This is a genomic window from Maritimimonas sp. 2205BS37-2 (assembly GCF_056591755.1).
The window spans coordinates 315,297-330,180 of record NZ_JBWQOI010000002.1 but is presented as its reverse complement, the minus strand read 5'-3'; the positions used below and the strand labels follow the sequence as shown (position 1 = coordinate 330,180).

At 34.5% G+C, this 14,884-nt stretch carries 13 protein-coding genes; 11 read left to right on the top strand and 2 right to left on the bottom strand.

Translation table 11 applies throughout. The annotated features are described in order from the left end of the window. The first annotated feature begins 10 nt into the window (after window positions 1–10). The 11 genes from nrfD to AC1EUU_RS08790 all read left to right on the top strand — a co-directional run bounded on the left by nrfD (window position 11) and on the right by AC1EUU_RS08790 (window position 13,058). Entirely contained in the window at window positions 11–1,756 is a 1,746-nt protein-coding gene (gene nrfD / locus AC1EUU_RS08840) for an NrfD/PsrC family molybdoenzyme membrane anchor subunit (RefSeq protein WP_480201845.1), read from the top strand. Between the two features lie 2 nt (window positions 1,757–1,758). Continuing rightward, window positions 1,759–2,283, top strand: coding sequence for a DUF3341 domain-containing protein (locus AC1EUU_RS08835; protein ID WP_480201053.1), 525 nt, complete (start codon window positions 1,759–1,761; stop codon window positions 2,281–2,283). A 5-nt stretch (window positions 2,284–2,288) separates the two neighbouring features. Beyond that, window positions 2,289–2,849: a c-type cytochrome gene (locus AC1EUU_RS08830; RefSeq protein ID WP_480201052.1), complete on the top strand. Its 561-nt coding sequence runs from the start codon at window positions 2,289–2,291 to the stop codon at window positions 2,847–2,849. 29 nt (window positions 2,850–2,878) lie between these two features. Next, complete coding sequence (locus AC1EUU_RS08825; protein ID WP_480201051.1) at window positions 2,879–4,414, top strand: quinol:cytochrome C oxidoreductase; 1,536 nt, start codon at window positions 2,879–2,881, stop codon at window positions 4,412–4,414. Between the two features lie 22 nt (window positions 4,415–4,436). Beyond that, window positions 4,437–5,480, top strand: coding sequence for a cytochrome c oxidase subunit II (locus AC1EUU_RS08820; protein ID WP_480201050.1), 1,044 nt, complete (start codon window positions 4,437–4,439; stop codon window positions 5,478–5,480). A 22-nt stretch (window positions 5,481–5,502) separates the two neighbouring features. Beyond that, window positions 5,503–7,275, top strand: coding sequence for a cytochrome c oxidase subunit I (locus AC1EUU_RS08815; RefSeq protein WP_480201049.1), 1,773 nt, complete (start codon window positions 5,503–5,505; stop codon window positions 7,273–7,275). 216 nt (window positions 7,276–7,491) lie between these two features. Continuing rightward, window positions 7,492–9,870, top strand: a complete 2,379-nt coding sequence (locus AC1EUU_RS08810; protein ID WP_480201048.1) for a penicillin acylase family protein — start codon at window positions 7,492–7,494, stop codon at window positions 9,868–9,870. Continuing rightward, window positions 9,867–10,400, top strand: a complete 534-nt coding sequence (locus AC1EUU_RS08805; RefSeq protein ID WP_480201047.1) for a GNAT family N-acetyltransferase — start codon at window positions 9,867–9,869, stop codon at window positions 10,398–10,400. Before AC1EUU_RS08810 ends, AC1EUU_RS08805 begins: the two co-directional genes overlap by 4 nt. A 6-nt stretch (window positions 10,401–10,406) precedes the next feature. Then, window positions 10,407–11,690, top strand: a complete 1,284-nt coding sequence (locus AC1EUU_RS08800) for an APC family permease (RefSeq protein WP_480201046.1) — start codon at window positions 10,407–10,409, stop codon at window positions 11,688–11,690. Window positions 11,691–11,699: 9 nt separating this feature from the next. Next, complete coding sequence (locus AC1EUU_RS08795; protein ID WP_480201045.1) at window positions 11,700–12,590, top strand: mechanosensitive ion channel family protein; 891 nt, start codon at window positions 11,700–11,702, stop codon at window positions 12,588–12,590. A 114-nt stretch (window positions 12,591–12,704) separates the two neighbouring features. Beyond that, window positions 12,705–13,058 (top strand): hypothetical protein, encoded by a 354-nt coding sequence (locus tag AC1EUU_RS08790; RefSeq protein WP_480201044.1) that lies wholly within the window; start codon window positions 12,705–12,707, stop codon window positions 13,056–13,058. A 3-nt stretch (window positions 13,059–13,061) separates the two neighbouring features. Here the strand turns inward: AC1EUU_RS08790 and AC1EUU_RS08785 are convergent, their stop codons facing one another. Further along, complete coding sequence (locus AC1EUU_RS08785; protein ID WP_480201043.1) at window positions 13,062–13,796, bottom strand: nitroreductase family protein; 735 nt, start codon at window positions 13,794–13,796, stop codon at window positions 13,062–13,064. 14 nt (window positions 13,797–13,810) lie between these two features. Further along, a complete protein-coding gene (locus AC1EUU_RS08780) occupies window positions 13,811–14,851 on the bottom strand; it encodes an alkane 1-monooxygenase (RefSeq protein ID WP_480201042.1) in 1,041 nt (346 codons plus the stop codon). Window positions 14,852–14,884: the final 33 nt, after the last annotated feature.

The window sequence follows — 14,884 nt, the reverse complement described above, 5'->3', positions numbered from 1 at the left end:
ATTAGATATAATTATGGGTCATTACGAAGCGCCTATTAGAGAAGCCATCATTACAGGAGATAAAAGTTATCACGATATCACTGTAGATGTTGCTAGGCCTATTGAAGGTAAAGCAAATAAAAAATGGTGGATTGCCTTTATTATTTCACTTGCCGCTTTCCTTTGGGGATTTGGTGCCATTGCTTATACAATTGGTACTGGTATTGGAGTATGGGGATTGAACAATAGAATTAACTGGGCTTGGGATATTACAAACTTTGTTTGGTGGGTTGGTATTGGTCACGCGGGTACACTTATATCTGCGGTACTATTATTATTCCGTCAAAAATGGAGAATGGGTATTAACCGTTCTGCTGAAGCCATGACCATATTTGCCGTTGTTCAAGCCGGATTATTTCCATTGATTCACATGGGACGTATCTGGGATGGGTTTTATACCTTACCAATTCCTAATCAATTAGGAGCACTTTGGGTAAACTTTAATTCACCATTATTGTGGGATGTGTTCGCGATTTCTACTTATTTAACGGTATCATTGGTGTTCTGGTGGACAGGATTATTACCAGATTTTGCAATGATTCGTGATAGAGCAACAAAGCCTTTTCAAAAGAAAATATATAGCCTATTAAGCTTTGGATGGAGCGGAAGAGCCAAAGACTGGCAACGTTTTGAAGAAGTATCATTAGTGTTAGCCGGTTTAGCAACACCTTTAGTATTATCGGTACACACCATAGTATCCTTTGACTTCGCCACATCGGTAATACCAGGATGGCATAGTACAGTATATCCTCCTTATTTCGTTGCAGGAGCGGTATTCTCTGGTTTTGCGATGGTACAAACGCTATTACTAATTATGCGTAAAGTATGTAACTTAGAATACTATATTACACGTGTTCATATTGAAAATATGAATAAAGTAATTTTGGTAACTGGTGGTATCGTTACCGTTGCCTATTTATCTGAATTCTTCGTTGGATGGTATACAGGTAGTAGTTATGAAGATTTTGTTTACTTATCTGTTGGTGCGGCTACAGGTCCGTATTGGTGGGCATTTTGGTCACTTATTATATGTAACTCAGTAATACCCCAATTATTCTGGTTCAAAAAAATTAGAACAAATTATATCTGGACGTTCGTCATCTCGATTTTTATCAATATTGGTATGTGGTTTGAGCGTTTTGATATTATTGTGATTAACTTAAGTAGAGGACACTTGCCTTCTTCTTGGACGCAGTTCTCTCCAACATTTGTTGATATAGGTATCTTTATTGGTACGCTAGGTTTCTTCTTCGTATTATTCTTATTATATGCAAGAACATTTCCGGTAATTGCTCAGGCAGAAGTAAAATCTATCTTAAAATCTACAGGAGATAATTATAAGAAAGCAAGAGAAACAGGACAGCCTGTTGCATTTGGAATGGCTGGAGCTACGGTGACACAGCAAGCTTCCGTTGAAACAAATGAGCCTACTGAAGAATCTTCAATTATAGACGATATCACGTCAAAAGCAAGTAGTTTATTAGATAGTATTGGAATATTTGATTCAAATACACAAACGGCCGATGACTTAAAGAAGATTAGTGGTGTTGGACCAAAAATGGAAGAAACCTTAAATAAAATAGGTATTTACACCTTTGATCAGGTGAGTAAAATGACTAAAAAAGAATATGATCTGTTAGATAGTATCACTGGTTCTTTCCCAGGAAGAGCAGAAAGAGATGATTGGGCAGGTCAAGCTAAAAAACTGAAATCTTAATTATGAGTTCAAAAGTAATTCACGCTTTATATGACGATGATGATGTGCTATTAAAAGCCGTTAAAGAGGTTCGTGCAGCTCACCATCATATAGAAGAAATATATACACCATTTCCTGTACATGGTCTTGATAAAGCTATGGGTTTAGCGCCAACAAGAATGGGTATTACAGCATTTTTATTTGGCCTAACCGGATTAGGTTTTGCTGCTTGGTTCTTAAACTATATCATGATTTTAGACTGGCCACAAAATATCGGTGGTAAACCTAGTTTTGCCTTTTATATGAACATGCCAGCTTTTGTTCCGGTATTATTCGAAATGACGGTATTCTTTGCAGCGCATTTAATGGTTATTACATTCTATATGCGTAGTAAAATTTGGCCATTTAGAAAAGCCGAAAACCCAGATCCTAGAACGACAGATGATAAGTTTTTAATGGAGGTGGCAGTAGAAGGCAATGAAGACGAAGTGGCTTCTTTGTTAAAAAATACAGGAGCAATTGAAATTAACGTAAAAGAAAAGCACTAATATTTATGAAGAGCTTTATAAAAATAACTGTTGTATTTGTGGTGATTATTACACTTATGTCTTGTGTAAACAAACAAAAAAGACAAGTACAATATATGGCAGATACAGACATGTATGTTGCAGTACCTTATGATACTTATGCTGCAGATTCAATATTTAAAAATGGAACTTCTGCTCAGTTGCCTGTAGAAGGAACTATTGCAAGAGGTAGTGAATTTCCGTATGAGTATGAAGATTCTGAAGCAGGTTACCAAGCGGCTAAAGACTCGCTAGTAACTCCTTTCAAAGCTACTGAAGCAAGTTTGGCCAATGGTAAAAAAATGTATGATATCTATTGCGCAACTTGTCACGGAACAAAAGGAGATGGTCAAGGGCCTTTGGTACAAAACGAAAAGTTTTTAGGAATACCCAGTTATAAAGATAGAGAGATCACCGAAGGGAGTATTTATCATGTAATAATGTATGGTAGAAACCTTATGGGCTCTCATGCTTCTCAATTAACACCAACTGAACGTTGGGAGGTAGTACAATATGTTGAAAAACTTAGAAACGATTTATTAAAATAAACGAAACGGTTACCCGGAATATTAGAGATATGTACACATTTTCAAGTAAATTAAAAACCTTAGCCCTAGCCTTTATGGTATTAGGAATATTGGGTATTGGTTATGGTTTTCTTACTACTCCAAAAACAACTGAAGAGGTAAAAGAGATGCTTCATAAAGATGATGGTCATGGTGGCGGGCACGCTGCAGCTGATAGTCATGGAGAAGAAGCACATCCTATAAAAGAACAGATTGCGGCCGTACATAAAGAGGATGTTATACATGCAGAAGTGGCTCAAGATACGTTACATGTTGAAAAAGTAAAGGATACGGCTCATGCTGAGGAAGTAGGTGCAGACCATCAAGATGAAACCGAAGCACACAAAGAAGAGTCGCACGCAGTTACTTCTCACGATGTAAAAAATGATGATCATGGCGATGGCCACGGAGTGCAAGATGAGCAAGCTCATTTAGAACATGAATTAACATTTGCCAAAAATAGACCTTGGACGGCCATCTATACAGCAATGTTATTCTTTTTATTGATAAGCGTTTGTGCCTTTGTTTATTATTGTATCCAAAGAGCCGCAACGGCAGGATGGTCTCCAGTACTTTTTAGAGTAATGGAAGGAGTTTCTGCTTATATCGTACCCGGTTCTATTATTGTTTTACTATTCTTAGTTTATTCATCAGTGGGGCATGGTAATCATATGTTTGCTTGGATGTATACAAGCATAGATCCTACAGCAGAAAACTATGATTATGCTATGGAAGTAAAAGACTGGTGGTTAAATATACCAGGCTGGCTGATAAGATCTGTAATCTACGTGTTGATTTGGATAGGATTCAGACATTTTATCATTAAAAACTCTAGAGCTCAAGATACAGCCTCAGACCTTAAACATTATAAAAGAAATTTCACACTTTCGGTAGTATTCTTAGTTGTATTCTTAACTACAGAATTATTTATGGCCTTTGATTGGTTAATGTCTATCGATCATCACTGGTTTAGTCAGTTATATCCATTCTATGTATTCGCTAGTATGTTTGTATCTGCAATTACTGTAATTGCTTTCGTAACTATTTATTTACGTTCAAAAGGGTACTTACCATTTGTAAACGATAGTCATATTCATGATTTAGGGAAGTATATGTTCGCATTTAGCATTTTTTGGACATATTTATTTTTTGCACAGTTCATGTTACAGTGGTATGCAAATATTCCTGAAGAAACAACATACTTCTATCCACGCTTAGTAGGTGCATATCAACCACTATTTATAGGAATGCTAATTATGAACTTTGCGTTTCCAATATTGGTATTAATGAATAGTGATTATAAGAGAGTACCTTGGTTTGTAGTATTAGCAGGATTAATCATATTAGCTGGTCATTACTTAGACCTGTTTGTTATGATTGCTCCGGGTACTGTAGGTAGCAACTGGCATTTTGGAATCCCAGAAATAGGAGCGCTATTATTTTTCTTAGGCTTGTTCATTTATGTAGTGTTCAATGCACTTACGAAAGCACCATTGTTGGCCAAAGGAAATCCATTAATGAAGGAAAGTGAAATATTTCATTACTAAAGAAAATTATCAACTATAACAGATGAAGGCATTATTTTTTATTATCATTTTTGTAGCAATTGCAGTAGCATGTTGGCAATTTGTAAAGCTATTGGGCTTAACTAAGGTAGAAGACGCTACAGCTACGCCAAGAGAAAATAATATTAACGGATGGTTGATGTTAGGTCTTATGGGCTTTTTATACGGGTTGATGTTATACAGTATGTATGGCGGTAAAGACGTATTACTACCACAATTATCAGCTTCTGAGGAAGGCTATCATATAGATATCTTGTTTAAGATAACCATGACCTTAATTTTGGTTGTTCAGTTTATCTTACAATTTTTGATCTATTTCTTTACCTGGAAATATAGAGGAATTGAAGGTAGAAAGGCCATCTTCTTTGCAGATAGCCATAAACTAGAATTATGGTGGACTGTTACTCCAGCTGTAGTATTAACTTTCTTGATCATTTACGGATTATGGACTTGGAACCAGGTAATGGATGTGTCTGATGCTGATGATCCATTAATTATTGAATTATACGCTAAGCAATTCCAATGGGAAGCGCGTTATGCAGGGAAAGATAATGTTTTGGGTGATGCGAATGTTCGCTATATTGAAGGTACAAATACTATGGGAGTAGATATGGGCGATAAAAATGCTGCTGATGATATTCCTTTAGTGGCAGATCCGGTATCATTTGTAAAAGAATTACATCTCCCTAAAGGTAGAAAAGTAATCTTTAAATTACGCTCTCAAGATGTATTGCACTCGGCATATATGCCACACTTTAGAGCTCAGATGAACTGTGTGCCAGGCATGACTACCCAAATTGCATATACACCTACGGTTACAACCGAAGAAATGCGTGAATATCCAGATACGAAAACCAAATTTGAGAAAATCAACCAGTTGAGAGAATCTGAAGGAAAAGAACCTGTAGAATTTGACTATATTTTATTGTGTAATAAGATTTGTGGGGCTTCTCACTACAATATGCAATTAAAGATAATTGTTGAAGAAGAAGATAAATTCAATGAGTGGATTGCTACTCAAAAAACATTAGCTCAAAGTTTAAATTAAGAAGAAAATAAAGAATAGAGATATGTCAGATCACCATCATCATAAAGAAACTTTTGTAACAAAGTATATCTTTAGTCAAGATCATAAAATGATTGCCAAACAGTATTTAATTACTGGTATGATCATGGGTATTATAGGCATTTTTATGTCGATGTTATTTCGTTTACAGTTAGCCTATCCAGATCAAAAGTTTAGCATCATTGAGGCTTTCTTAGGTCGTGGCGGAGAAGGAGGACAAATGACGCCAGATATGTACATGGCTTTGGTAACCATTCATGGTACTATAATGGTATTCTTTGTATTAACAGCAGGTTTGAGTGGTACATTTAGTAACTTATTAATTCCATTACAGATCGGCGCTCGTGATATGGCTTCCGGCTTCTTAAACATGTTGTCATATTGGATGTTCTTTTTATCTAGTGTGGTAATGGTTATTTCGCTATTTGTTGAAACAGGACCGGCATCTGCAGGATGGACGGTTTACCCACCATTAAGTGCATTACCTCAGGCAATGTCTGGATCTGGTTTGGGGATGACCCTATGGCTGGTTTCAATGGCTATTTTTATTGCTTCCTCATTATTAGGATCATTAAACTATATTGTAACCGTATTGAATCTTCGTACAAGAGGAATGAAGATGACGCGTTTACCATTAACAATATGGGCGTTTTTTATTACAGCAATAATCGGTGTTATTTCATTCCCGGTATTGTTGTCAGCAGCATTATTACTGGTATTTGATAGAAGTTTTGGTACTTCTTTTTACTTATCTGATATATTTATTTCAGGTGAAGTGTTGCATTATCAGGGAGGATCACCAATATTATTCGAACACCTTTTCTGGTTCTTAGGGCACCCAGAAGTATATATTATTTTATTACCTGCATTAGGTATAACCTCAGAAGTAATAGCAACCAATTCACGAAAACCTATCTTTGGGTACCGTGCGATGATTGGTTCGATTATTGCAATTGCATTTTTATCGACAATTGTTTGGGGTCACCATATGTTCGTAACAGGAATGAATCCGTTTTTAGGTTCTGTATTTACTTTTACTACATTATTAATTGCGATTCCATCGGCTGTAAAGGCATTTAATTATATTACTACTTTATGGAAAGGTAACTTACAACTCAACCCGGCAATGATGTATTCCATTGGGATGGTGTCAACCTTCATATCAGGTGGTTTAACAGGGTTAATTTTGGGTGATAGTGCTTTAGATATTAATGTGCATGATACGATGTTTGTAGTAGCGCACTTCCACTTAGTAATGGGTATATCGGCTATTTTTGGAATGTTTGCTGGTGTTTACCACTGGTTTCCTAAGATGTATGGAAGAATGATGAATAAAGATTTAGGTTATATGCATTTCTGGTTAACGGCAATCTCAGCCTATGGAGTATTCTTCCCTATGCACTTTACCGGATTAGCAGGTTTACCACGTAGATATTATAGTAATACGGCGTTTCCAATGTTTGATGATTTATTACACATTAATCAGGTGATCACGGTATTTGCAATTATTGGCGGTGTTGCACAGCTAATTTTCTTGGCAAATTTCTTCTTTAGTATAAAGAAAGGGCCTAAAGCACCAAAGAACCCATGGAAAGCAAATACATTAGAATGGACAGCACCAGTAGAACATATGCATGGTAATTGGCCAGGAGAAATCCCTCATGTACACCGATGGGCTTATGACTATAGTAAAAGAGATGAAAATGGAGAACTATGGGGTGGTCAAGATTTTACACCTCAAGATGTTCCAATACGTGAAGGCGAAGAAGAATTCTAGATATAACTTCTTATTGAATAATAAAACCCCAAAGTTGATTCAACTTTGGGGTTTTATTATATAAAAAAGCACCCGATAGAAGTATGGGTGCTTAATAAGTTGCGGTTATTTAATAAATCCCCTTCCGCAATCTCAATGTTAAAAATACAAAAAGTAGATGATTAATTTAGAATTTATTGGTTATTTTTAGCTAACCTTTAAATTGTTACTTACCTCATGCGCATCCTTAAAAAAGCAGCTTTAGTTTTATCAATTGTCCTTATTTTACTACTGCTTAGCGGTTGGTTAATTTCCAGAAGCCTACAGCCAGAATATAGCGGAACTATAGAACTCCAAAACCTCAAAGCAGAAGTAGAAGTATATTATGACGATTATGGAGTACCACATATTTATGCACAAAATGAAATGGATGCCCGCAAAACTTTGGGTTACGTGCATGCTCAAGATAGGCTTTGGCAAATGGAGTTGATCAGACGAATAGCAGCCGGGAGACTTTCAGAATTATTTGGTGAAAAATTAATTAGAAATGATAAGTTCTTTTCAAGCCTAGGAATCGAAGAAGCGGCAGAAGAAACCATTAGAAATCTAGATAAGAATAGCGAGGCGTATAAGCTTTCTATTGCATATTTAGAAGGTGTTAATCAGTTCATCAACGATGGCCCTACCCCAATAGAATTTCACTTAGTTGGGCTTGAAAAAGAGGAATACACATTAAAAGATATATATAATGTTATTGGATATATGGGGTTCAGTTTTGCCATTGCCCATAAAACAGAACCCGTATTAACAGAGATTAAAGAAAAACTTGGGGTAGAATATCTTAAGGAATTAGGAGTTGTTATTGATAGTACAACCACATTAATTAAAAATGAACAAAACCCCGTATTCGAAAGCCGTTTAGCAAAGGCTATTAATGAAATTTATGATATTTTGCCAATTGCACCATTTATTGGTAGTAACAGTTGGGTAATAGGCCCTGAAAAGACCAAAAACGGTAAGGTGATTTTTGCAAATGACCCACACATCGCCTTTTCACAACCTGCTGTATGGTATCAATCGCATATAGTAACTCCCGATTATGAAATGTACGGATACAACTTGGCTTTAACTCCATTTCCTTTACTCGGACATAATAGAAATTACGCATATGGCTTAACCATGTTTGCTAATGATGATCTTGATTTTTATTTTGAAGAAAATAACCCAAATAATAATACGCAATACCTCACGCCAGAAGGACCAAAAGATTATAAAATTTTCAAAAAGAATATAAAAGTTAAAGATGGCGAAACAATATCGTACGATCTTCGAATAACTGAGCACGGTCCAATTGTAAATGACGTAATAGAGCAAATTAATGATGATAGACCAATTGCAATGGATTGGGTTTACACGAACTATGAAAATAAAATGTTAGATGTATCTTATTTAATGTCGCATGCAAATTCGTTAGATGAGTTTAAAAAAGGAGCAGAAATGATTCATGCTCCCGGTTTAAATGTTATGTATGGAGATAGCAAAAATAATATCGCTTGGTTCGCTTCGGGTAAACTGCATAAGTTTATAAACGAAGTCAACTCTAAATTAATTTTAAATGGAAATAGTAATGACGATGAAAAAGAATACCTAACTTTTGAAGAAAATCCACAAGCTATAAATCCTTCATGGAACTACGTGTATTCTGCAAACAATCAACCCGATTCAATAGCTGGGATTTTATACCCAGGTTATTACCAACCTGAAGATCGAGCAAAGCGAATAGTTAATTTATTAGACGCTAAAAGTGACTTTACAAAAGAAGACGTTATGCGAATGATCAATGATGTTACTAGTTCGATGGCACCCGTTATGGTTGAAAGAGCATTTAAAACAGTTGATGAAAATTTATTTTCTGATAAAGAGAAAGCAATATTATTAAAACTAAAAGCATGGGATGGTAATTATGACCTTAAAAGCATTGCGCCAACTATCTATAATCGTTTTTTATACGAATGGCTGGAAAACACATATCTAGATGAAATGGGAGCTACTTTTTATACTTATCTAAATACGTCTCAACAAAAAAAAGTAGCCGCAAATCAAATGCAACGAGAAGTATCGGTTTGGTGGGATAATATTTTAACAAAAGACAAAATGGAAACTAAGAATGATATCGTGGTAAAATCATTTAAGGAAGCAGTTACATTTTTAGAAAAACAATTAGGAAATACTAGCAATGACTGGACCTGGGAGAGAGTTCATACTCTTGAACATAATCATCCTATGGGCCAGGTTAAATCATTACGTAAATATTTTAACGTAGGCCCATATCCAATAAATGGCGGAAAAGAAGTGATCAATAACTTAGCTTTTAAGTTAGATAGTACAGGGTATTATAAAGTAAATTCAGGACCATCAACGCGTAGAGTTATCGATTTTTCAGATATTGAAAATAGTGTAAGTATTTCTCCTACCGGACAATCAGGTAATCCTTTAAGTGACCATTACAAAGATCAGGCTGAAAAGTATGTTAATGGTGAGTTTGTGCCAATGTTATTGAATAAAGATAAAATTCAAAGCACAAATAACAAGTTGGTATTTAAGCCTAAAAAATGAAATTTAAATTATTAACATTTCCAATTCTTACCACAGAAAGGTTAGTGCTTAGAAAACTTTCCTTAAATGATAAAGAAAAGGTACATATGCTTAGATCTGATGATGAAGTAAATAAGTATATTAATAGATCAATTTCTAAGAATCTAAAGGAAGCAGAAGATTTTATAACTAGAGTTACAAAGGGATTTGAAAATGGAGAAAATATAAATTGGGGCATTACATTTAAGGAAACTAATGAAATGATCGGGTCAATATGTTTATGGAATTTTACTGAAGATAGAAAAACAGCCGAAGTGGGATATGACTTAAATCCTAAATTTCACAATAATGGTATTATGACAGAATCTTTAAAAGCAGTAGTGAAATTTGGCTTTGAAGATTTAGAATTAAATTCTATTGAAGCATTTACCAATTACAGAAACGAAAGTTCTAAAAGATTATTAGTTAAAAATGGCTTTATTTTAAACGAAGCTAGAAAAGATAAAGACGATCTAGAGAATAGTATTTATGAGTTGATCGTTATCAAATAGATAATTATGGCAAGCAAAATTGGGTTAAAAGAAGCAATGTCTATTGGTATAGGCGGAATGGTTGGTGGGGGTATTTTTGCGGTACTTGGTTTGGCTGCGGCCATGGCAAAAGGAGGTACACCAATATCGTTTTTGATTGCTGGACTTATAGCTTTAATTACTTCTTATAGTTACGTAAAACTCTCATTAAAATACCCCGATAGGGGTGGAACGGTAAAGTTTATAAATCAAGGTTTTGGCATAGGAATTTTTAGTGGTGGTATAAATAATCTATTATGGTTTAGTTATATTATTATGCTAGCGCTATATGCTTCTGCCTTTGGGTCCTATGCGCCAAATTTATTCCAAATAACAAGTGATAAGATTATTGATTCACATATTTATGCATCCGCCATTGTAATTTTGGCCACGGCTATTAATTACTATAGTATAACTGTGGTTGGAAAAATAGAATCATATGCTGTTATTATTAAATTAATGATCCTGCTAGGTTTTGTAGTTATTGGTGTTTACGGATTATTTGGCAATCCGCATTTAGAACAACTATCACCAGAACACTGGGAATCTCCATTTAAGTTATTAACCGCTGGAATGGTTATTTTTGTTGCTTACGAAGGATTTGAATTGATCGCTAATGCTGCTCCCGATATTGAAAATCCAGAAAAGAATATTCCAAAGGCTTATTACTGGTCTGTACTATTTGTAATTTTCTTATACATTATTATTGCCATGGTAACGGTTGGATCATTAGCATTTAGTGATATAGCTACAGCCCAAGACTATGTGTTGGCGGAAGCGGCCAAACCTATGCTAGGAAAAGTTGGCTTTACTATAATTACGATCGCGGCATTAATTTCTACTTTTTCCGCAATTAACGCATCATTGTATGGAGGAAGTAGAGTGAATTATGAGATTGCGCAAGATGATGAACTCCCATGCGAATTCACAAGAAAACTTTGGAATCAGCCAATAGGATTGCTTATTACAGCTGTGGCGACAATAGTTTTAGTAAATGTTTTACAATTAGAAAGTATATCAACAGCTGGAAGTGTAGGCTTTTTACTCATATTTGCCATCGTTAATTTTACAGGATACAAGTTGCGTACAGAAATAAAAGGAAAAGCAATTATTCCCCTTTTAGGGTTTATCATGTGCCTCGTAGCCATGATAGCGCTTCTAGTTGACCATTATTCAAAAAGCAAAACCGATGTTATCATCGCATTAGGAATTATTGTTTTCTGCTTTTTACTAGAATATGTTTATAAAAAGATTGAACACAAAAAGCAATAAAACTCTTTCATGAATAATTTTAAAGACATAAATAAACTACTAGAAAAATGGCAGCACGCTACGTTTGATTATTTACCAAAGATATTTCTGGCGCTGTTAGTTTTAATAGTGTTTTATTTTATTGCTAAGCTATTTAGAAAATTAAGCCTTAAGTTTTATGCTAAACTATTTAAAAGTAAGCCAGAAGCAGTTAAAATAATTGCTGCAATTGTTTATTTTTTCTTTTTGTTATCAGGAGTTTTTTTAGCACTTGAGGTACTCGGATTAGAAAGTGTATTAACAAAATTATTAGCTGGAGCCGGAATTGTAGGTATTGTAGCCGGATTTGCATTTAAAGATATTGCTTCAAATGGTTTTGCCGGATTCTTACTAGGCATTCAGCGCCCTTTTCAAATAGGAGATTGGGTTGATATAGATGGAACCTTTGGAACTATTAGAGATATAGGATGGATTACTACCTCTGTAAAAACTATTTCTGGGCAAGAAGTATTTGTGCCTAACCAACTTATATACAATAATAGTTTTACCAATTATTCAACTTTTGGAAAACGAAGAGTTATTTTTAAAAGTGGCGTATCATATGGAGACGATTTAGATCTCGTAAAAAGAGCAACGCTCGAAGAAGTTGATAAAATAAATGCAGTTTTAAAAAATGAAGTCATTGATTTTTACTTTACTGAAATTGGAAGTTATTCTTATAATTTTGAATTGCGATTTTGGATTAAATTCTCGCATCAGAAGGATTACTTAAATGCAATGAGCGAAATTGTTATGCGAATCAAAAAACGATTTGAGCAAGAAAATATATCATTAGCATATGCAGTTACCACACTTGATTTCGGAGTTAAGGGAGGAACTAATATTTTTGATAAACCAATAATTACTTCAGATAAATCATAGCATTATGAATAATGAAGCGCTAAAATCGGTTTTGCTTGAATCACTTAGAGCAGCAGAAAAAACAGTTGAGACCGATCTCAAAAATGATGAGGAAACCAAAAAACAGTTCAATACTTGCTGCATTTTTTTAAATTTTTAGGAATCGATGCTATTGATAAACTTGCATTTGAAGGTAAAAGGTACGTTCAGCAACAAGTACAACTAGGTATAGAAACTTCCACAAAAGTAATTGCAAATGTAGTGTCATCGCTAATGACACTTATTATCACATTTTTAGCAATTAGCGTAGGACTTATCTTTGGTGCTGTGGCATTTTCTTTATGGATAGGTAGTTACCTTAGTAATACGGCTTTGGGTTTTTTAGTTTCGGGAGTCTTATGGATCATTTTGGCTTTTATATTGACGAAAATTTTCTTTAATAAAAAGAAATTAGAAAAGGCAATTTCTAAAAAAATTAAAACAAAATAGAAGCTAAACAATATTGTAAACTTCGTTAAAGGGTATTCTAAATCGTTCTCCATAAACGCCTTTTTCTTCTCTAATTCCACACCCAATAATCATATTTATTTCTGCACCTAGTGGTAAACTCAAAATACGTTTTATCCGCCAGGTATCAGACCCTTCCATTGGGCAAGTGTCATAATCTATAGAAGCCATGCTTAGCATAAAAGTTTGAGCCGCCAGCCCTGCACTTTTATGTGCTACAATACGCATATCTGAATTACGAACTTCACGATACATTGGCCTAAATAACCCCATAATTAAGATCATCAGATAACGAACCAAACCAAAAAGCCCTAGAAAATCTGCATATGCAAAAGGAATTAATTTACCATAGTATGTTCTAATTTGTTTTTCTCTATTAGACTGTTTCGATTTCTCATTTTTACCATAAGTGGCATCGATAAATTCTAAATTAGCTTTAGCTCTTTTACGCCATAAGTCTTTTCGTACAACTACTACAACCAATTGTTGAGCCGTTTTAGCTGCATTTTGATTAAAACAATTTGGAGCTATTTTATCAATTATTTCTTTTGAAGTAACATGATAAAATTCCCATAGCTGTAGGTTGCTGCTATTAGGTGCCAACACTGCTTGTTCTAAACAATGTTTTACTTTATCAGTGTTTATTGGTTTTTCTTTATCAAAAATTCGTACGGAACGTCGGTAAGTAACAGCTTCTGAAACTGTTTTTTCTGTATGCATAAAATGGTTTATTATTAAGCGTTGAATTTAACAACTTTAGGATTCATATATCGAAACCACAAAGGAGGTAGTAATGAAAGCAACATCATTCCTGGATAGCCTGTAGGCATTTGTGGGCTTTGAGGTAACGACTTTAATACTTGATAGGGCTTGCTGCCATTATAATGATGATCAGAATGACGTGATAAATTAAATAGCATTAGCTTTCCAATAATATGATCAGAATTCCATGAATGTATGTGTTTAACTCGTTCATAACGCCCTTGTTCATTTTGCTTACGAAGTAAACCGTAATGCTCAATATAATTTACAGTTTCTAATAATAGTATACCTATAATCGAAGCCGAAATAAAAGCCGCTAAAACGAGCCATCCGTAAAAATAATAGATAGCAGTAAGTACTAAAATAGTAGCAATAGTATAGACCATCATTCTGTTTCCCAATGAAAAAATAGAAAGATTAGCTTCCTTCATCCGTTTATTTTCTAATTGCCATGCTTCTTTATAACTCATAAAATGCGAACGAATCCAAAAGAGATAAAGGGGTTCATTTTTTCGAGCTGTAGCTGCGTCATTTGGAGTGGCTACATTAAAATGATGCCCACCATTATGGTAAGGTAAAAAGTGTGTATTCAATGATGTCAATAATAATAGCTCCCCCCAAAATTGATCTAACCTATTTAAACGATGCCCTAGTTCATGTCCTACATTAATACCAATCACACCACACATTAAACCCATAGAAAAAATGCGCCCAGCATAGTCGATAATTGTTAATTCGGGTTCTTGTATTACATTAAAAAATAAAAATAACATTGCAAATTGAACAGGTATAGTGAGGTATAATATCCAGCTATATAACTTATTCTCTTTTTCAAGTTTAGCAGTTTCCTTATCAAAGTTTCTGCCGTCTGCTTTAAAGAAAAATTCTAATAAGGGTACCAATCCAAAAAAGATGAAAACAGGTAAAAAAGTCAAAATACCTTTGGATGTAAATGAAACATAAACACTAATTGGTAGCAGATAGACTAAAAAATATTTAACACGTTTGAGCATATATTATTCTTTGATTATCAGTTTTTTAAAATA